General features: G+C 61.2%; 17 protein-coding genes. 4 read left to right on the forward strand and 13 right to left on the reverse strand.

Annotated features, from left to right (window positions below; translation table 11 throughout):
- Position 1 precedes the first annotated feature (1 nt).
- Genes AC1RO5_RS11250 through AC1RO5_RS11265 form a run of 4 tightly spaced genes read right to left on the reverse strand, consistent with a single transcriptional unit; the run spans position 2 to position 7,749 of the window.
- Positions 2-4,561 carry an alpha-2-macroglobulin family protein gene (locus tag AC1RO5_RS11250; RefSeq protein WP_493174924.1) on the reverse strand — a complete coding sequence of 1,520 codons (4,560 nt, stop codon included), beginning with the start codon at positions 4,559-4,561 and terminating at the stop codon, positions 2-4.
- 11 nt (positions 4,562-4,572) lie between these two features.
- Positions 4,573-5,238, reverse strand: coding sequence for a DUF1175 domain-containing protein (locus AC1RO5_RS11255; RefSeq protein ID WP_493174925.1), 666 nt, complete (start codon positions 5,236-5,238; stop codon positions 4,573-4,575).
- Positions 5,208-6,920: a DUF2138 domain-containing protein gene (locus AC1RO5_RS11260; RefSeq protein WP_493174926.1), complete on the reverse strand. Its 1,713-nt coding sequence runs from the start codon at positions 6,918-6,920 to the stop codon at positions 5,208-5,210. Before AC1RO5_RS11260 ends, AC1RO5_RS11255 begins: the two co-directional genes overlap by 31 nt.
- 37 nt (positions 6,921-6,957) lie before the next feature.
- Entirely contained in the window at positions 6,958-7,749 is a 792-nt protein-coding gene (locus AC1RO5_RS11265; RefSeq protein WP_493174927.1) for a YfaP family protein, read from the reverse strand.
- Between the two features lie 276 nt (positions 7,750-8,025).
- On the opposite strand from AC1RO5_RS11265, the gene AC1RO5_RS11270 reads away from it, so the two are divergent.
- The 4 genes from AC1RO5_RS11270 to dxs all read left to right on the forward strand — a co-directional run bounded on the left by AC1RO5_RS11270 (position 8,026) and on the right by dxs (position 12,397).
- Positions 8,026-9,171 carry a Fic family protein gene (locus tag AC1RO5_RS11270; protein WP_493174928.1) on the forward strand — a complete coding sequence of 382 codons (1,146 nt, stop codon included), beginning with the start codon at positions 8,026-8,028 and terminating at the stop codon, positions 9,169-9,171.
- Positions 9,172-9,280: 109 nt separating this feature from the next.
- Positions 9,281-9,523: an exodeoxyribonuclease VII small subunit gene (locus AC1RO5_RS11275; protein WP_007894317.1), complete on the forward strand. Its 243-nt coding sequence runs from the start codon at positions 9,281-9,283 to the stop codon at positions 9,521-9,523.
- A complete protein-coding gene (ispA, locus tag AC1RO5_RS11280; RefSeq protein ID WP_493174929.1) occupies positions 9,520-10,407 on the forward strand; it encodes a (2E,6E)-farnesyl diphosphate synthase in 888 nt (295 codons plus the stop codon). The genes AC1RO5_RS11275 and ispA overlap by 4 nt, the downstream gene beginning before the upstream one ends.
- Before the next feature lie 91 nt (positions 10,408-10,498).
- Positions 10,499-12,397: a 1-deoxy-D-xylulose-5-phosphate synthase gene (gene dxs, locus AC1RO5_RS11285; protein ID WP_493174930.1), complete on the forward strand. Its 1,899-nt coding sequence runs from the start codon at positions 10,499-10,501 to the stop codon at positions 12,395-12,397.
- A gap of 55 nt (positions 12,398-12,452) precedes the next feature.
- Here the strand turns inward: dxs and AC1RO5_RS11290 are convergent, their stop codons facing one another.
- The 9 genes from AC1RO5_RS11290 to ribBA all read right to left on the reverse strand — a co-directional run bounded on the left by AC1RO5_RS11290 (position 12,453) and on the right by ribBA (position 18,829).
- Positions 12,453-13,253: a cobalamin-binding protein gene (locus AC1RO5_RS11290; protein ID WP_493174931.1), complete on the reverse strand. Its 801-nt coding sequence runs from the start codon at positions 13,251-13,253 to the stop codon at positions 12,453-12,455.
- Positions 13,253-13,672: a hypothetical protein gene (locus tag AC1RO5_RS11295; RefSeq protein WP_019581376.1), complete on the reverse strand. Its 420-nt coding sequence runs from the start codon at positions 13,670-13,672 to the stop codon at positions 13,253-13,255. The genes AC1RO5_RS11290 and AC1RO5_RS11295 overlap by 1 nt, the downstream gene beginning before the upstream one ends.
- Positions 13,669-14,286: a GTP cyclohydrolase II gene (ribA, locus tag AC1RO5_RS11300; protein ID WP_007906827.1), complete on the reverse strand. Its 618-nt coding sequence runs from the start codon at positions 14,284-14,286 to the stop codon at positions 13,669-13,671. The genes AC1RO5_RS11295 and ribA overlap by 4 nt, the downstream gene beginning before the upstream one ends.
- A gap of 140 nt (positions 14,287-14,426) precedes the next feature.
- Positions 14,427-15,161 (reverse strand): ABC transporter substrate-binding protein, encoded by a 735-nt coding sequence (locus tag AC1RO5_RS11305; RefSeq protein WP_493174932.1) that lies wholly within the window; start codon positions 15,159-15,161, stop codon positions 14,427-14,429.
- Between the two features lie 22 nt (positions 15,162-15,183).
- Positions 15,184-15,687 carry a phosphatidylglycerophosphatase A family protein gene (locus tag AC1RO5_RS11310; RefSeq protein ID WP_018925692.1) on the reverse strand — a complete coding sequence of 168 codons (504 nt, stop codon included), beginning with the start codon at positions 15,685-15,687 and terminating at the stop codon, positions 15,184-15,186.
- Positions 15,684-16,649: a thiamine-phosphate kinase gene (gene thiL / locus AC1RO5_RS11315; protein WP_493174933.1), complete on the reverse strand. Its 966-nt coding sequence runs from the start codon at positions 16,647-16,649 to the stop codon at positions 15,684-15,686. The genes AC1RO5_RS11310 and thiL overlap by 4 nt, the downstream gene beginning before the upstream one ends.
- Positions 16,650-16,672: 23 nt before the next feature.
- A complete protein-coding gene (gene nusB / locus AC1RO5_RS11320; protein WP_493174934.1) occupies positions 16,673-17,173 on the reverse strand; it encodes a transcription antitermination factor NusB in 501 nt (166 codons plus the stop codon).
- On the reverse strand, positions 17,170-17,646 hold the full coding sequence (ribH, locus tag AC1RO5_RS11325) for a 6,7-dimethyl-8-ribityllumazine synthase (RefSeq protein ID WP_003228649.1): 477 nt from the start codon (positions 17,644-17,646) through the stop codon (positions 17,170-17,172). Before ribH ends, nusB begins: the two co-directional genes overlap by 4 nt.
- Positions 17,647-17,737: 91 nt before the next feature.
- Entirely contained in the window at positions 17,738-18,829 is a 1,092-nt protein-coding gene (ribBA, locus tag AC1RO5_RS11330) for a bifunctional 3,4-dihydroxy-2-butanone-4-phosphate synthase/GTP cyclohydrolase II (protein WP_413695130.1), read from the reverse strand.
- Positions 18,830-18,835: the final 6 nt, after the last annotated feature.

An 18,835-nucleotide genomic window follows, 5' to 3' on the forward strand; every position in this document is an offset into this window, starting at 1 on the left:
GTCAGTTGACCGTTACCTGACCGAGCGCCGGCTTCTGTTCCTGAGCCTGATGCTGCGGCGCGTAGACCTGGGTGAAACGCACCGGCGGCAGGTTGAACTGGCCTTTTTGCGAGAAGCGCACCAGATGACGCAGGCGCAACTCACCGCTCAGCGCATCCACTGGCACCGCATACGCCATTTGCCCCGGCTCGAAACGGGCCTTCTCCAACGCGGTCGGCTCGGTGCCGGCCTTGCCCATCAGCTTGATGCCCCACGTGGTGCGCTCGACGTCCGCACCCGGTGGCAGCGGCACTTCGAGCATGCCGTAGCGCAGCGGTTTCGCGGCTTTGCTGGTGATGATCACTTCGTCCAGGTACAGGCTGTCGCTGGACAACGGCTTGGTGCCGACCGCTTCGAGTTTGAATTCGAACGCTTCATCACCCGGTACCAGACGCGACAGGCGACGGGTGATGGTCACAGCCATCGGATCAACCGCAGGTTGTTTGGTCTGGTAGCTCAGCGCGGCGCGTAGCGGGCGCTCTTGCGTCCCGGTCAGCGACAATACCGCCGGCACTGGCGAAGAGCCCTGCCACGTCCAATACATCTCACCGGTATCACCGTAGCGTTTCTTCCAGCCTTCACCCGGTGCCAATGCGATGGTCGGAGAGGCCTGCTCGATGCTGCGTTGCAACCAGGTCAGCGCCAACGCGCGTTCCAGGGTCGATTGCTGTGGCAACAGGCGTTGCAACAACGCTTGCGCATGAGCCTGATCGAAAGTCTGCAGCGACAGGTTCAGGGCTTCGACAAACGGTTGAGCGCTGACGGCCACTTGCTGTTGCGCAGCATCCACTTGACGACTGAACGCCGGCGGCAGATTGACCTTGGCCTGACGCGCCAAAGACGCGGTCAACACCCGAGCACTGGCCAGCCCCAAGGCCGAATCCGGATCGTTCATGACCAGGCTCTCTGCGCCATCGTCCATGACGCTCGCCGCATTGCCTTCGCCGGCTTTCACCAGGTCGTCGATCAAACCGCTGAGCAACGTGTTCACCGGCAATTGCATCTGTTTGGCAAACGACAGAATCAACGCACGCTGCAACAGTGGCGTGTTCTGCGCCTGTTTCGCGTACACCTCCAGCACACGCTGCCAGTGCTCCGGCGGCAGGCTCAGTTCCAGCACTTTGCTGGCGTGCCAGTCGGCGTAATAGGCGTAAGCGGTGAGGAACGCATCCGGCTCGCCATCAAAGCCCCACCAAGTGAAGCACGCCGACGGCCCGGCCATTTGCACCAGACGCAGGCGGCTGTTCTGCATGATCAAACGCAAGCGATCACGGATCTGCGGATTCGACGACAACGTTGGATAAGCGATGCTCAGCGGCAGCAAACGACTGGCGGTTTGTTCGACGCCACCGTACGGATAGCTCAGCAGATCATCGAGGGCCGAGCGGAACACCGCTTGCGGGCTGTCATCCAGACGCAGGCGAATATCCGTGGCGTCCGTCGGCAAGGTCAACGGCGTGTCGCCGCTGACCGCGTCCAGACTTTGACTCTGGGTCACCTGCCAGCCTTCACCGGTCGCGGTCAGCCGCACGGCCAGGGCGTCAGCGGTTTTGCCGTCCTGCACCAGCTCGGCGGTCCACTCGCCATTGGCCAAGGTGAATGCCGGCAATGCGATGTAGTTGACGCCGTTGTTCAGTGTGACCGGCACACGTTGCTCGGCACCCGCGTAATGAATCACCAGCTCAGCCTTGACCGGTTTCTCGGCCTGACTGAAAGCGAATACGCCAAGATCCGGCTTGTCGCCGTTACGGAATTTGGTCGGGCCGCTCCACTTCAGGTACAGCGGTTTTTCCGAGCGCACGAATTGCTTCTTCTGCCCGACCTGACCGTCATCGGCGATGGCGCGGGCGGTGATGCGCCAGCGGGTCAAGGAGTCCGGCATCTTGAAGGTGAAGCGGGTCTTGCCGTTGGCATCGGTGATCAATTCCGGCTGCCACGCGGCGGTGTCGACGTCTTCACGACGCGGCCGCTCCAGCACTTTCACTCCACGCTCGCTGCGGTTGGCTTTGCCCGGCGCGCCCGGGCTGCCCGGCAGTGCCACGTCGTAGCTGATGAACGACAAACTGGCGCTGGTGCGCACGTTGTTGCGGCGCGGGTGGTAGAAGAACTGGTCGATGGTCGGCGCCACTTCCGGCTGCAGCGCGTAGATCATTTCGTCGACCACACTGACCGTCAGGTGAGCCGGAATCGGCTTGCCAGCGAATTGAGTGGTGAGGTCCACGGACACGGTATCGCCGGGCTGATACGCCTCTTTGTCGGTAGTGATCGCCACATCGATCTGTGGCGCGACCACCTTGATACCGGCGTTCTGGAAGCTGTACTGACCGCCCTTGGTATAGAGCACGGAGAACGTCAGGTTCGGCGCGAAGTTATCCTTCACTGCGATGCGCGCGCGGTATTGGGTGTCGCTGAGTTTTTCCATCTTCAGCCAGTCGCCGCCCTTGGATAGCAACGCCGTGGCCTCGACCTTGTCGCGCTCAAGCGACAACAACGCATCGCTGACCGGCTCGGGGAAAGTGATCAACGCGAGGGCTTCGTCGCCGGCCTTGTACTCGGGTTTGTCGAGGACGATTTCCACGGTGCCGGGCACTGCTTTGACACCATCGCCAGTGACCGAATGACCGGTCGCACCAAGCACGCGGCCGTGATCATCTTTCAGCGTCAGGTTGTAAGTACCCGGACGATCGAAGGCCAAGGTGAAGCCTTTGTCTTTGGCGGCGAGTTTGCCTTCGCCAGTGCTCTGATCCTCAAGCCGCACCCAGCTGTAGCTGCTCGGGTTGACCGCTTTGCTCTGTTCGCTGCCACCTTGGTTGGCATAGCTGAAGGCAACCTTGCCGCCCACCGCGCTGAACCGCTGCGGCGCGCTCAGGCGGAAACTGGCGGCACCACGGTCGATGAGGATTTCCTTGGTGGTCTTGACCCGGTACGCCGCGCCATCACTGGCGAACACGGTGAGCATGTAGCGGCTCGGTTTCTCGGCGGCGGGCAGGTCAAGCGTCGCGTTGCCCTTGGCGTCGGTGGTCAGTTCAGCGCTGGTCAGCTCCACCGGGAATTGCCCCAGGTATTGCAGTTCGTTATCGACCATCGACAACTGCTGGGCACGCAGGCTCAGGCTCAACTTGGCGTCGGCCACCGGTTTACCGTCCGGGTACAACAACACCAGGCTGCCTTTGACCGGCTCGCCGGTGCGGTAATCCTGCTTGGCCAGGTTCAGGGAAATCTCGAAGTGCGGCTTGATGTACTCAGCCACGCGAAAGGCGCTGCTGTAGGCCTGATCCTTGTAGCTGAAACGCAGCTCATAACCACCCGCCACCGCATTGTCCGGCAACTGGAAACGGCCCTGGGTGCCGGCCTTGGAATCGAGCTTCAACGCCAACGACTGCAGCGCAGTGCCGGTGGCATCGAGCACCGTCACATTGACATCGGCAGCGGTCGGCGCCACGGAATCCCGGGCATTCTTGAACTCGCGACCGACGATTTTCAACGACACCCAATCACCCGGCCGGTACAGCGGTCGGTCGGTAAACGCATAGAGTTTGGTGTCGTAGATTTCGCTGTCGTAGTAGAAGTTCTCGGAGACGAATACCCCGCCCTCTTCGTCCTCGCCGATCACGAACGAACGCTCCGGGCTGACGTGTTTCAAGCGCAGCAAACCATCGGCATCGGTAGCGCCACTGCTCATCACACCCAGGCCATCGGTCCACAACACGTTGACCTTGGGTACCGAACTGCCTTCGTGTTTGCGCGCGGCCCACACCAGCAATTCATCACCGGCAATCTTGCTCACGGCCACGGTGTTGGAGACGAACACCATGGTGGTCGCGCGGTACTTGCCAATCAGCGCTTCCACCAGGTACAGGCCCGGTTTCAGGTTGCCCAACGGGATATAAACGTTGCCCGGCGAGACGCTGACGAACTCACTGGAAGAACCAACCAGTTTCACGCCTTCAGGCGGCTGGATCGGTTTGGCTTGCCACAGTGGATAACGGAATTGGCTGACCACCGGCAGGCCCGGAATCAACGCGAATTGCGGCTGAGCATCGTAGGGCGTTGGCGCGGCGATGGCGGTGCCCATCTTCAGTTCCGGTACTTCCTCGGTGACTTGCTTGCGCGACTCATAGGAAAACGCCCGCTGCATCACCCGACGGGATTTGCGGTACCAGTTGTCCCACAGGTACGCGAGGGTGTTCGACAGGCCTTCGCCTTTGAATTGGCCGTCACTGACCACCCGATGCAGGTTCTTCTGGCGCTTGAGGAAATCCAGCGGTTTGTCGATGCGATACACCCGAATGTCGGCGCCACCGTAAGGCTCCATGCGGAACCGGCGATAGTCACGACCCGGTGCTTCGAGGCGTACCACCGCCTGTTCGTCGCTGGCGAAACTGCTGTCGGCCAACAGGAAAAAGCTTTCACCGGCCACCGGCGTATAGCCGCTCGGCTCGACGGTGTCTTCGGCGTTGACTGCCGACAGAGGCAGAACCAACGCAAGCAAAAGAGGCAGTTTTGAGCAAATGCGCAGCATGCGGGCACCGATCATTGGGAGAGAAAGTTCAGTCGATAGACGCCGATGAAGTTGGGGTTGGCTGCGTCGGGTATCCATCGGGTGTCCTTCCATGTCATGAGTTGCTGCAGGCTTGCGGAGCGCATGCCGTTGTCGGTGGGGGTAGTGGTGCCGGTGTGATAGGCGATGAAGCGGCCCATCCAGATCATCAGGTGCTGGTCGTCGCCCTGATCGAAAAACATCAAATCGCCGGGCCGGGCCTGGGCCAGATCGCGGCCGACCAGATGACTGTTGAACTGAATCAATTTGATCGCGTTGACGTAAGGCCCGACCTTGCCGCCGCCCTGCTGCCATTGCTGGGCGAGGCCGCGTTGGGCTTCACTCAGTTGCAGCTCCGGCGGCAGGTAGCGGTTGGACAGGCCATTGCTGCGCAGCCATTTGTCGTCGTGGACCTTCAGCGCTTCGTTGGCGGCAAAGCGCACCAGCCCGGCGCAATCCTGCTGATACCAGCGCGGGCTCGGGCCTTGGGTCAATTGTTCCTGGGCGATGCGCACAAACCAGGCGCGGAATACCTGGGATTGCTGCGGGTCGAGCGCGGCGGCTTCGCTGGCGAATGTGCGGGTCCCCAGCAGCAACGCCAGCAAGCCGAGGCCTCGGATGAGTGCGGTCACAGAGCTTTCCACTCCAGCGGCAGCCATTGCCAGTGGCCGTCGGGCTCGCTGCCTTTGGGCAAGGTCAGGGCGTATTTGCCGTAGCCGCCGAGGGTGCGCAGTTTCGGGATCAGGTAGGTTTGCGCGGCGTTGTAGAACACCGGCTCCATGTCCTGCGGCAGGCTGTCGAGGGTTTCCTGTTGCATCAGTTGCGCCATGGAATCGGGGCCGAAATAGATCGGCATCAGCAGATCTTTCGGCAACACATCAGCCAGCGGCGGGAAGCGTTTGTCGAGGGTGCCCAGCGCTTTGTCGACGAGTTTGTCGTCGAGGGAGAACAACAGCGTCGAACCGTGGCGCGCGAGGCTGACACGCATGAAAGCTTTACCGGTGATCGCGTCTGGTTGCTCGGCATCCTTGGCCTTATAAGGGCCGAAGTTGGAGCTGACCTGGCGCTGCCACTGATGAGTTTTACCGTCCTGTTTCTCGACCACCGGGAATGCGTGCTCGGCGACATTGCCTTCGTAGGCGCCCACCATCGAGCCGAACAGGTTGCCCAAGTCACCGTCAAGTTTGGCGCTGTCATCGTCATTCAGGCTGGCCACCAGCAGCGGCGTGTACAGCCGCGAGTCGGCGTACCAGCACAGGCCGGCGGCACCGGCCATGTGTTCGGTCAGGGCCTGGGCCACGGACTCTTCGGCGCCGAGTTTCACCAGCAGCGGTTTCTGTTGTTCGGCGGCCAGTGGCAACGCCACGCAAGCGCTGGCGCCCATCGGCATGGCTTGCCAGATTGGTTTGAAGTCGAAGTCCGGCTGGTTGTCCAGTTCGTCCATGGCGAGGAAGCTGTGCCAGCCCTTGTCGTCCATGTCGAAACGCAGGCCAGCGAAGTTCGGGATAAAGCGCTGGTAACCCATGGCCAATACGCTGGAGTTGACCGAGAGGCGCTGTTTTACCTCGGGCGCACGCGGCGGCAGGTCGAAGGCTTCAGGGAACAGTTTGTCGCCGTTGAGCAAGGCGGCGATCGCCTTGGTCGAAACGCCGCCGGTTTCCTCCAAAGCACCATTTTCCGGATCATAGAGTTTGGCCGGATTGGACAGCACCACCAATTTGTCGCCATGGGAAGCGAACACCAACGACTTGCTGGCGTTGTAGTTGAGCTGATAGAGGGTGACGGCGTCGGCACCGACTTTCACTTCGCCGAGCTTGCTCAGCTGCGAATCATCCAGCGCCACTTTCGCCAGCGGCTCCAGCACCTTGGCCAGTCCGCCGCGATCCATCACCAACAGGAAATCCTTGAGACGCCCATCCGCCCCACGCCACAGCGCCACATCCGCCGGTTGGTCGAAGAGCTGCTCGATCAGGCTGTCCTGCAGCTTCAGGTCATGCTCGTAAATAATCCGCCGCAGACTGCCAATCAAACCGAGACGGTCGGCGTGAGCTTCGTAATAGAAGACGAAATCTTCGGTCAGGGTTTCCTTGAGGAACGGCACCGCCAGCAAATCCTTGGGCAACTGGCTCAAGGAATGGGTTTCGAGCAGACCGTCCGGCCGGCTCATGCCCAGTTTGTCGCTGGCCAACTGCGCAGGCGGAGCCTTGGGTTTGTGCAGGAACCAGCCTAACCCGCCCGCTACGCCTGCCGCCAGGCACAGCCCGATCAGCAGCGCCGGCCAACGACGTGGAGTTTTGGCTGCGGGTACGTCGGCGGCCGGAGTCACAGTGTTATCGCTCATGTTCACAAAACCCGATTTCATCCGTGGTGCGGGATGTTTAATAGTTGAAAGTCTTGACCAGCAGCAGGTCGCCGATTGCCCGCAAGGGCACGATGAACGTCTCGCGTTTTTCGTCGACGGTGTTTTCATTGAGCACCAGATTGATTTGCGAGGTGATCACCTCGTTCTGGTTGCTGTTCTCATCGAAGTTATAGCCGCCGCTGCCGTAGTTGCCCCAATAGTTCACGTAAACCAGATAGGTGCCGTGCATCGGCGCAGTCATGGTGAACATTTCCGGACCGGGGCCATCGACCCCGTCCGGGTCCAGCCCACCACCGTTGCTCATCGCCGGACTGGCCCAGAACGCGTGCTGGCCGTCGGGGGTAATGATGTGCAGGTCGAGTTCGGCCTTGGGATCGTCCCAGCCCAGCACCACGCGAATCCGCGCCGGGGTGCGCAGGTTGTTGGCTTCATAGAATTGAACGCGCTTGAGCGACTTTCCCTCGGAACTGCGCACTTCGACGCTGTTGGAACCGGCGCCGAACGCATACGGGCGGGCAAAACGCCCTTGATCGTCGGTGTACAGATTCAGGGGATTGCCGTTCACCGCCAGGCTGTGGGGCGGACGGAGCGTGCCGAGGGCCTTGAGCTGGCCTTCGATCATCGTGCGATTGCGCTGCACGCCCCGGTCGATGGGCGGTGTGGGATAGGCGACGCGAGGGTTTTCACTGCGGTCCAGCAAGCCGTGATAGCGCCAGCCGCCCACCGGTTCCGATAGCTCGGCCGTGGGCTCGGCCCACGCAACCTGAGCGCAGACCAGCATGATCAGCAATGAAAGAACCCAACGCATGTGACGCCTCCTGCCATGCATAACGAAACCTGGCGCCCGATCCTCGGCGCGTTACAGATCGAAAAAACTGCGTTTCGTCAGAAGACCCTGAATATAGGGTCGTTGAAGGCGCGAAGATTAGCCATTCGGCAGTTTTTTAACAATCGGATACATCTATATTTGCGGTGGGAATCACGGTGTTTGTTGGGCGTGAGCCGAATATCGATCTTATTCGGCTCATAAAGTGAGCCGAATAAGACTATTATTCGGCTCATTCACCTTGGAGCACCCGAGTTCATGGCACCTCTCTGGATCTGGCAACGGCCTGATTGGCCAAATTTCAACTGGCAAGCCGAGCGCCTGACACCGTTATTACGCGAGTGTGTGCAGGCACAAGGTCGGTTGATGGGCATGGCCAGTTCCGTGGGTAGCTCACTAAGCGCGCAGAACGAACTGGATGCGTTATTGCAGAATATCGTGACGTCTTCAGCTATAGAGGGTGAACAGCTTAATGTTGGTTCCGTGCGCTCTTCACTGGCGCGACGGTTAGGTTTAAATCTGGTCGACGGCGATAAAGTGAGCCAACGTAGTGAGGGTCTGGCGCAATTAATGCTCGACGCCACGCAGCATTTTGCTGAAGCACTGACGCTTGAGCGACTACTGGATTGGCATAAATGGGTGTTTCCTGATCAGGATACAGACTTCGCCGCCCGGCCAATCCACGTTGGCGCGTTACGCGGCGATGAGCCCATGCAAGTGGTTTCGGGGCGTCTCGACAGGCCAACCGTTCACTTTGAAGCGCCGCCTCGCCAAGGCCTTGAGCAGCAACTGGACACATTCCTCAGATGGTTTGAAGCCAGCCGAAATCAAGCCGGCCTCGATCCATTGTTGCGGGCCGGTATTGCGCACTTCTGGTTCGTCACTTTGCACCCCTTCGACGATGGCAATGGCCGTCTCACGCGAACCATCACCGACCTGGCGCTGGCCCAGGGTGAGGCGCAGGCCATCCGTTTCTACGCCATGTCGGCGAGCATCCTGGAGGATCGCTCCGGCTACTATCGAGTACTCGAAAGCAGTCAGAAAGCCACGCTGGATATCACTCAATGGCTGGAATGGTTTCTGCGAACCCTCCTGCGTAGCTTGCAGCAAGCCATGAACCGGATCGAGTCGGTGCTGGCCAAAGCGCGCTTCTGGCAGGCGCATCGGGAGTCTGAGCTGTCAGTTGAGCAGATCAAAGTGTTGAATCGTTTACTCGATGGCGGAGAGCGTGGTTTCGAGGAGGGGATCAGCGCAGCTCAATACCAGGCAGTGGCAAAGGTTTCCAAAGCCACCGCGACCCGTCATCTGACCGAACTGCTGGAGAAGGGCTGCCTGAAACGCCTGCCCGGTGGCGGGCGCAGCACTCGGTACCAGATCCTTCACCCTGAGGTTGAGGCATTCTGAGTCCGGTTTTTCCGACGCCGCGACAGGGGTTTTCAGGCCCGCTCATTTGCCCATACCCCCCATGTCTGCTAGTGTCGCGCCGGTTTAACGTCAACCGGAAATAGCCGCCATGGCCCGCAAAAAAGCTGCACTGGATTTCGAACAATCCCTCGCTGACCTGCAAACGCTGGTGGAGCGTCTGGAGAACGGCGAATTGTCGCTGGAAGACTCGCTGACCGCTTTCGAGCAGGGCATCGGGCTGACCCGCGATTGCCAGGCGGCGCTGGCCCAGGCCGAGCAGAAGGTTCAAGTGCTGCTCGAGCGTGACGGCGAGTTGGCCGAGGAACCCTTCGACGCGGATCAGCCAGAATGATTGCAGCGTATTCGGCAGCCAGCCAGGCTCGCGTCAACGCGGCACTGGAAACCCTGTTCAACCCTCCGAGCCCTGAGCTTGCGCGGCTGTACGAAGCCATGCGCTACAGCGTAATGAACGGCGGCAAACGCGTACGTCCGCTGCTGGCCTACGCCGCGTGTGAAGCGCTGGGCGGCAAGGCCGAGCAAGCTAACGGTGCAGCCTGCGCGGTTGAGCTGATCCATGCCTATTCGCTGGTGCACGACGATTTGCCGGCCATGGACGATGACGACCTGCGTCGCGGCCAGCCGACCACCCACAAGAAATTCGACGAAGCCTGCGCGATTCTCGCCGGCGACGGTTTACAGAGCCTGGCCTTCAGCGCCCTGCTCGACCCGCGCCTGAGTGCGTCGGATGCCGAGACCCGTCTACAGATGGTCAGCGCCCTGGCGCTGGCGGCAGGCCCGGCGGGCATGGTCGGCGGACAAGCCATCGATCTTGGCTCGGTGGGTCTCAAGCTCGATCAAAAAGCCCTTGAATACATGCATCGGCACAAGACCGGCGCGCTGATCGAAGTCAGCGTAAAACTCGGCGCCCTGGCCAGTGGTCGTGCCGAGAAGGACGAACTGAAGTCGCTGCAAAGTTATGCACAGGCCATCGGCCTGGCATTTCAGGTCCAGGACGACATTCTCGACGTCGAAAGTGACACCGCCACCCTCGGCAAACGCCAGGGCGCCGATATTGCCCGGGACAAGCCGACCTACCCGGCGCTGCTCGGTCTCGAGGCAGCCAAGGCCTACGCTTTGGAACTGCGCGACCAGGCCCTGCACGCGCTGCGACCGTTTGACGCGGCAGCCGAGCCCTTGCGTGATCTGGCCCGGTATATCGTTGACCGCCGCAATTGACGGCGTATCCGCCAAAAAAGACCAACGCGTGGGCAGGGGGCGATGCATCAGGTAAACTGCCGCATCTTTTATACCTATAACGATTCGCCTGATGCCCACGACGTTTCATGAGATTCCCCGTAAGCGCCCGACCACGCCCCTGCTCGACCGTGCCAACACGCCGGACGGCCTGCGCCGGTTAGGCGAAGCCGAGCTGGAAACCCTGGCTGATGAGTTGCGCCTGGAATTGCTCTACACGGTCGGCCAGACCGGTGGGCATTTCGGTGCCGGCCTGGGCGTGATCGAGCTGACCATCGCGTTGCACTACGTTTTCGACACCCCGGACGACCGGCTGGTGTGGGACGTGGGTCATCAGGCTTATCCGCACAAAATCCTCACCGGCCGTCGCGGGCGCATGAGCACCCTGCGCCAGAAGGACGGCATCGCCGCCTTCCCGCGTCGCTCCGAGAGCGAGTACGACACCTTTGGTGTCGGCCACTCCAGCACCTCGATCAGCGCAGCGCTGGGCATGGCCATTGCCGCCCGCCTGCAGCACAGTGATCGCAAGGCGATCGCGGTGATCGGCGACGGCGCACTGACCGCTGGCATGGCCTTCGAGGCGCTGAACCACGCGCCGGAAGTGGACGCCAACATGCTGGTGATCCTCAACGACAACGACATGTCGATCTCGCGCAACGTCGGCGGGCTGTCGAACTATCTGGCGAAAATCCTTTCCAGCCGCACTTACGCGAGCATGCGCGAAGGCAGCAAAAAGGTTCTGTCGCGCCTGCCCGGCGCCTGGGAAATCGCCCGCCGCACCGAAGAATATGCCAAAGGCATGCTGGTCCCTGGCACGCTGTTCGAAGAACTGGGCTGGAACTACATCGGCCCGATCGATGGCCATGATCTGCCGACCCTGATCGCCACCCTGCGCAACATGCGCGATCTGAAAGGCCCGCAATTCCTGCACGTGGTCACCAAGAAAGGCAAAGGCTTCGCCCCGGCGGAAGTCGACCCGATCGGTTACCACGCCATCACCAAACTCGAACCGCTGGACGCTCCGGCCGCCGCGCCGAAAAAAGCCAGCGGGCCGAAATATTCCGGTGTGTTTGGTGAGTGGCTGTGCGACATGGCGGCAGCCGATCCGCGCCTGGTCGGGATCACCCCGGCGATGAAGGAAGGCTCCGACCTGGTGGCCTTCAGTGAACGCTTCCCGACGCGCTATTTCGATGTGGCGATTGCCGAGCAACACGCCGTGACCCTGGCAGCCGGCATGGCCTGTGAAGGCGCCAAACCGGTAGTGGCGATCTATTCGACCTTCCTGCAACGCGGTTACGACCAACTGATTCATGACGTCGCGGTGCAAAACCTCGACGTACTGTTCGCCATCGACCGCGCCGGTCTGGTGGGCGAAGACGGCCCGACGCACGCAGGCAGCTTTGACCTGTCGTTCCTGCGTTGCATCCCCGGCATGCTGGTGATGACCCCGAGCGACGAAAACGAACTGCGCAAAATGCTCAGCACCGGTCACCTGTACAACGGCCCGGCGGCAGTGCGTTACCCGCGCGGCACGGGCCCGAATGCACCGATCGCGAAAGACCTCGAACCGATTGAAATCGGCAAGGGTGTGGTTCGTCGTCAGGGCAGCACAGTCGCCCTGCTGGTGTTCGGCGTGCAACTGGCCGAGGCACTGAAAGTCGCCGAGAAGCTGGATGCAACGGTCGTCGATATGCGTTTCGTCAAACCGCTCGACGAAGCACTGGTTCGCGAAATCGCCGGCAGTCACCAATTGCTGGTGACCGTCGAAGAGAACGCGATCATGGGCGGCGCCGGTGGCGCGGTCAGCGAGTTCCTCGCCCGCGAAAACATCCTCAAGTCGGTGCTGCACCTGGGCTTGCCAGACATCTACGTCGAACACGCCAAGCCTGCGCAAATGCTCGCCGAATGCGGGCTGGATGAAGCCGGGATCGAAGAAGCGGTGCGTCAGCGCCTGCAATTGCTGAATATCTGATCCTCTGGCTACATGCAAAACCCTGTGGCGAGGGAGCTTGCTCCCTCGCCACAGGTTAGAGATCAGGCGCAATCAACTGACAGAGCTTGGCCGTCGCTTCGATCATCTGCCCACTCGGCCGTTCCAGGCCTTTATCCGTCACCAGTAGCAATTGCCCCTGCGCCACCGCCGCCACCTGGGGCCAGGCCTTCCACGCATCGAGCTGCGCCTGATCGCTGGCCAGAATCACCTCGGGGTTGCGCTGCAACACGGCCTCCACACTGACCTGCGGTGCAGGCTGTGGCAGGTCGGCAAACACATTGCTTGCCCCGCAAACCTGCAGCGCATCGCTGATGATCTGTCCGCCGCCCACGGTGTACAGCGGCCGATCCCAGACTTGATAAAACACCCGCAGCGGCTCGTCCCTTCGATAGCGCTGACGCAGGGAATCGAGTCGCTGACGCAGGTTTTCGGCCAATGCAACGCCCCGCGCCGGTCGACCGAGTTGCGTGGCTATCGCCTCAACCTGCGCAGTGAGTTGTTCGAGGTCATGCGGCTCGGCGACATAGGTGGGAATGTTCAGCCGCTTGAGCTGTTCACGCTGAGCCGGCCCTACACTGCCCGGCCAGAGCAGCAGTAAATCGGGCTTGAGGCTGAGCAACCGTTCGATGTCCAACTGACCGTAGCGGCCCACCGAAGGAATGTCTTTGAGCTCGGCAGGACGCTCACCGGCATCCAGCACGCCGACCAGCAGGTCAGCCGAATTCAGTTCAATGACGATTTCAGAAAGCGATGGTGCCAGGCTGACGACCCGCTCGGCCGAAGCTGCCGGGCCACTGACGGCCAGCAACAGGACTGCCAGCCAGACGCTGCGCATCAGCCGAGTTGACGTGGGATACGGTAGAGGTAGAACAGCACCGCAGTCGACAACGCCAGCAGCATCAGCGGTACGGCTTCCAGACCAACGAACACTGCCAGTGCGCCGATCCAGGCGGGCAGGCCAGCGACCAGAAACGCAGCACGGCGTTTCGCGGCCAGGGCGATCCAGGCGGCGGGTTCTTCAGGGGTATCGAGGGCTTTTTGGGTCGCGATCAGCGCATGTTTGTAACCGCCAAAGAACTTCAGGCTGACAAACATCGACGCCACACCGGCAATGAAAAACGGCATGGCCAGCACCGGCAGAATCGCCTCGCTTTGGCCGAACAAGCCATTGACCACGAACAGCGGCAGCAAGGCCAACGCCAGGTATTGCCACCAGTTGACGGCCAGTCGTCGCCGTACCTGACCGCGGGTCACGCCCGGTCAACCTCGCCCTGATGCTCGTTGCCCATCATGTGATCGAGCTTGCTGGCCTTGGTGGCCAAGTAGAGTTTGTTGTGCGGATTGTGCCCGGTGTGCAACGGCACGCGCTCGGCAACCACGATGCCCATGTCGGTCAAGGCTTTGACCTTACGTGGGTTGTTGGTCATCAGACGCAGGGACTTCACGCCCAGGTGCTCCAGCATCGGCAGGCACATGGCGTAGTCGCGCTGGTCGGCGGCGAAGCCCAGACGTTCGTTGGCTTCAACGGTATCGGCGCCGCCATCCTGCAATTCATAGGCGCGGATCTTGTTCAGCAGGCCAATGCCGCGACCTTCCTGACGCAAGTAGAGCAACACACCACGGCCTTCACGGGCGATCGCCTGCAACGCCGCCTCGAGTTGCGAACCGCAGTCGCAACGCTGGCTGAACAAGGCATCGCCGGTCAGGCATTCGGAGTGCAACCGGCCGAGTACCGGAGCACCGTCGGCGAACTCACCCAGGCTCAGCACCACGTGCTCGCGCCCGTTTTCTTCATCGAGAAAGCCGTGCATGGTGAATTGCGCAAAAGGCGTTGGCAGCTTGGAAGCGGCGACAAAAACGACAGGCACCGGTGTGCTCCTGATCTATAAGTACTGAAGATTCGCAGAGGCGGCATTGTAGCAGCACGTTCCCGCAGACGCTTAGGCTGAATTATCGGCCATAACGATCAAAAAGTTTGATATCTGCCCCGCTCCCACATTGAACTCTTTCATTTCGAACCGAACGGATAAGGCTGCTTCCAGCGTTCGAAGACCGGTTTCAGCTGACCGCTTTTTACCAGCAATTCCATGCGCTGGTCGAACAGCACCATCAATTGCCGGGCCCGAGGTGTATCGGCGAAGCACAGGTACAGCGGCAAATCCGCGATGTGCGTGCGACGAAACTGCGACGGGTCCTTGGCTCGTCTGACGATGTCATCGACTTCGGTCAGCGCGTCGATGTAGTAGTCGACGCGGTTGTGGATCAGCATCGGCAGAATCCCGGTACGCCGCGCGACTTCGTTATAGCGCTGCACGTTGGGCAGGTAAGCCTGGTACTTGTAGCCGCGTACCCAGGCCAATCGATAATTGCCCAGATTTTCCGCGGTCGGCGCCGGATTGGTGGCCAGGCCCAGTGCATAGATCGGATCGGTATCGAAACTCCAGTGCGGATAGAGCACGTCACTGACTTCATCCCGATAGGCACCGACACACGCGTCCACTTCGCCACGCTGTGCAAGACCCGTGGCGCGCGTGTACGGTTCGATTCGAATATCCAGTTTGACACCCGCAGGCTCAAACACTTCGCGCAACACGTCCCAGCCCAAACCACGGCCATCGGCGGCGGTAAAGTCTTCCCACGCCTCGCTGGCCAGGTGAATCACGGACGGCGTCGTCGGTGCATCCCCCGCCCGGGCGAACGAGCAAAACGTCGCGAAAACCATCACCATCAACCAGCGAGCCATCTTTCGTCCTCGACTGCAGCCTTCAGGCGAAAAGCCAAACCAGCCCTTGCATCGCCAACCACGCGAACACCCCGGCCAGCACGTCGTCGAGCATGATCCCGACGCCACCGTGCACATGCCGGTCGATCCAGCGAATCGGCCACGGCTTGAGGATGTCGAAGAAGCGGAACATCAGGAACCCCGCCAACAACCAATACCAACCTTGCGGCACCAGCCACAGGGTGATCCACATCCCAACCATTTCGTCCCAGACGATGCCTTCATGGTCGTGCACGCGCAAATCGTCGGCGACCTTGCCGCACAGCCAGAAGCCGAACAGCATGGTGATGCCGAGCATCAGCCAGTAGCCCCAGTCGGGCAGCATCTGCCACAACGGAATAAAGGGTAACGCCACTAACGAACCCCAGGTGCCCGGCGCTTTTGGCAGGGTGCCCGAGCCGAAGCCGAACGCCAAAAAATGCCACGGATTGCGCCAGACCGACGGCGGTACGAACTCCGACGGAACCTGTTTGGGATGATCTGTCACGGTGTCTCCCGAAAATGTTGATAACCCCGGATTGGCGGGGTGATGTCGTGCCCGTCGGCGTCCAGCAGAATCACGCCCTGCCCTGCAACAACCTGCCCGAGCACATGGATCGGCCAGCCGTCCGCCAGCAACGATGGCAGCTCGGCGGGCGGCAAGGTGAAGGCCAGCACGTAATCGTCACCGCCGCTCAGGGCGGCTTGCTCCGCGTCGGGTTGACCGAGGAAAGCCAGCAGCGCCTTCGACAACGGCAGCCTGCTGCGCTCTACCTCAATCCCGACTTTCGACGCCAGGGCAATATGCCCGCAGTCGGCGAGCAAGCCATCGGAGATATCCAGCGCCGCAGTGGCCCTGCCGCGCAACGCCTGGCCCAACGCCAGTTGCGGTTGCGGCGACCAGTAATGGGCCAGTAATGGATCGGCGATGGCCGCGTCCGCAGTCCGCTGGCCGAGCACCAGCGGCAATGCGCCCGCGCCGTTACCCAGATCACCGCCCACACAGAGTAAATCGCCCGGCTGTGCACCGCTGCGGGTCAGCGCCAGACCGGTCGGCACCCGGCCGAATACCGTCATGGTCAGGCTTAACGGCCCGCGAGTGGTATCGCCGCCCACCAGTGCCACACGGCAATTCTGCGCCATGAGGTTCAAACCACGGGCGAATGCTTCCAGCCAATCGGAAGTCCCGGTCGGCAAGGTCAAGGCAAGGGTAAAGGCAACGGGGGTGGCGCCCATGGCGGCCAGGTCACTGACGGCCACGGCCAGCGAGCGCTGGCCGAGCAAAAACGGATCGCAGGGGTCGGCGAAATGCACACCGGCCACCAGGGTATCGGTGGAAATCGCCAACTGCTCCCCGGGAGGAACAGCCAGCAAGGCGCAGTCGTCGCCGATCCCGAGGGCAACGCCTTCGCCGCCCTGCGCACAAGGCGCGGCGGCGAAGAAATTGCGGATCAGCTCAAACTCGCCCATGGCAATGGCAGTTCAAGCGCCGATCAGCGCTTGAACGCCTTCACTTCAGCTTCACGCAGACGCGGGGCCAGCTTGTCGAGCACACCGTTGACGAACTTGTGGCCGTCGGTGGAACCGAATACTTTGGCCAGTTCGATACCTTCGTTGATCACAACGCGGTATGGCACGTCGACACGCTTGAGCAGTTCCCAGGTGGACAGGCGCAGAACGGCCAGTTCAACCGGGTCCAGCTCTTCGATGGTCAAGTCCAGGCAAGGCTTGAGCGCGGTGTCGATCTCGGTCTTGAACTGCGGAACCCCGTGCAGGATTTCGCGGAAGTACGCGCCATCGACATCGGTGAAATCGTTATCGACCCGGAACTGCGCTTCGATCTCGTTCAGCGACTGCCTAGCCATGTGCCATTGGTACAGCGCCTGAGTCGCGAGCTGACGGGCTTCGCGACGCTTGGCGCTTTTCGATGGCTTGCCGGCATCCGCAGGCTTTGGATCGCGCGGGTTGAAACGATCGCTATCGTCGCTAATCACTTGGCCTCCAACTGCGCCAGCAGGCTGACCATTTCCAGAGCGGACAGGGCAGCTTCAGCACCTTTGTTACCGGCCTTGGTGCCGGAACGTTCGATGGCTTGTTCGATGGAATCAACGGTCAGTACGCCGAAAGCGACCGGCACGCCGAACTCCATGGACACCTGGGCCAGGCCCTTGGTGCATTCGCCAGCCACGTATTCGAAGTGCGGAGTACCGCCACGAATGACCGCGCCCAGGGCGATGATTGCCGCGAACTCGCCCTTCTGAGCGACTTTCTGCGCAACCAGCGGGATTTCGAAGGCGCCAGGCGCACGGATGATGGTGATGTCGCTTTCGCTCACGCCATGGCGAACCAGGGCATCAACTGCACCGCTGACCAGGCTTTCAACGACGAAGCTGTTGAAACGGCCCACTACCAGAGCGTAGCGGCCTTTAGGGGCGATGAAGGTACCTTCGATGGTCTTCAGGGTCATTCGTTAGATCTCTTAAAGAGCCGGGACGCGCTTTCTACGCGTCCCTCAGTGATGTGTTAGCCGCGAATCAAGGACTGGAAACAACCGGTCATTATTCGGAGGGCACGTATTCTACAACTTCCAGATCGAAACCGGATATCGCATTAAATTTCATCGGCGCAGACATCAGGCGCATTTTACGCACGCCCAGGTCCCGAAGGATCTGCGAACCGGCACCCACAGTGCTGTAGGTGGTCGGTTTCTTCACCGCCAGGTGATCGGCGGTTTCGCGGATGTGCGCCAGCAACACGTCGCCATCGAGCGGGTGACCGAGCAACAGCACCACACCGCTGCCAGCCTCGGCAACCGCGGCCATAGCGGCGCGCAGGCTCCAGCGGCCCGGTTGCTTGACCATCAGCAGGTCACGCAGCGGGTCCATGTTGTGCACCCGAACCAGGGTCGGTTCTTCGGCGCACACGGTGCCCAGGGTCAGGGCCATGTGCACGTCGCCTTCCACCGAATCACGATAGGTCACCAGGTTGAACTGGCCCAGTTCGCTGTCCAATGGCTGCTCGGCAATCCGCTGAACGGTACGTTCGTGGATCATCCGGTAGTGAATCAGGTCGGCAATGGTGCCGATCTTGATGTTGTGCTCGGCGGCAAACGCTTCGAGTTCGGCGCGACGGGACATGGTGCCGTCGTCGTTCATCACTTCGCAGATCACACCGCTCGGCTCGAAACCGGCCATGCGCGCCAGGTCGCAGGCCGCTTCGGTATGGCCGGCGCGGGCCAGGGTGCCGCCGGCTTGGGCCATCAGCGGGAAGATGTGGCCAGGGCTGACGATGTCTTCAGCCTTGGCGTCTTTGGCGGCAGCGGCTTGTACGGTACGCGCACGGTCGGCCGCAGAGATACCGGTGGTCACGCCTTCGGCGGCTTCGATGGACACGGTGAACTTGGTGCCGAAACCGGAACCGTTGCGTGGCGCCATCAACGGCAGCCTGAGCAGTTCGCAGCGCTCGCGGCTCATCGGCATGCAGATCAGGCCACGGGCGTGCTTGGCCATGAAGTTGATGTGTTCAGCCTTGCAGCACTCGGCGGCCATGATCAGGTCGCCTTCGTTCTCGCGGTCTTCGTCATCCATGAGGATGACCATCTTGCCTTGGCGGATGTCTTCAACCAGTTCTTCGATGCTATTGAGCGCCACAAGGCA

Source organism: Pseudomonas sp. GW822-FHT02G04 (genome assembly GCF_058802085.1).

Coding starts and splice junctions, on each gene's coding strand:
- AC1RO5_RS11250 (WP_493174924.1), bottom strand. CDS start 4,561: ATGCTGCGCATTTGCTCAAAACTGCCTCTTTTGCTTGCGTTGGTTCTG.
- AC1RO5_RS11255 (WP_493174925.1), bottom strand. CDS start 5,238: ATGGCTGCCGCTGGAGTGGAAAGCTCTGTGACCGCACTCATCCGAGGC.
- AC1RO5_RS11260 (WP_493174926.1), bottom strand. CDS start 6,920: ATGAGCGATAACACTGTGACTCCGGCCGCCGACGTACCCGCAGCCAAA.
- AC1RO5_RS11265 (WP_493174927.1), bottom strand. CDS start 7,749: ATGCGTTGGGTTCTTTCATTGCTGATCATGCTGGTCTGCGCTCAGGTT.
- AC1RO5_RS11270 (WP_493174928.1), top strand. CDS start 8,026: ATGGCACCTCTCTGGATCTGGCAACGGCCTGATTGGCCAAATTTCAAC.
- AC1RO5_RS11275 (WP_007894317.1), top strand. CDS start 9,281: ATGGCCCGCAAAAAAGCTGCACTGGATTTCGAACAATCCCTCGCTGAC.
- ispA (WP_493174929.1), top strand. CDS start 9,520: ATGATTGCAGCGTATTCGGCAGCCAGCCAGGCTCGCGTCAACGCGGCA.
- dxs (WP_493174930.1), top strand. CDS start 10,499: ATGCCCACGACGTTTCATGAGATTCCCCGTAAGCGCCCGACCACGCCC.
- AC1RO5_RS11290 (WP_493174931.1), bottom strand. CDS start 13,253: ATGCGCAGCGTCTGGCTGGCAGTCCTGTTGCTGGCCGTCAGTGGCCCG.
- AC1RO5_RS11305 (WP_493174932.1), bottom strand. CDS start 15,161: ATGGCTCGCTGGTTGATGGTGATGGTTTTCGCGACGTTTTGCTCGTTC.
- thiL (WP_493174933.1), bottom strand. CDS start 16,649: ATGGGCGAGTTTGAGCTGATCCGCAATTTCTTCGCCGCCGCGCCTTGT.
- ribH (WP_003228649.1), bottom strand. CDS start 17,646: ATGACCCTGAAGACCATCGAAGGTACCTTCATCGCCCCTAAAGGCCGC.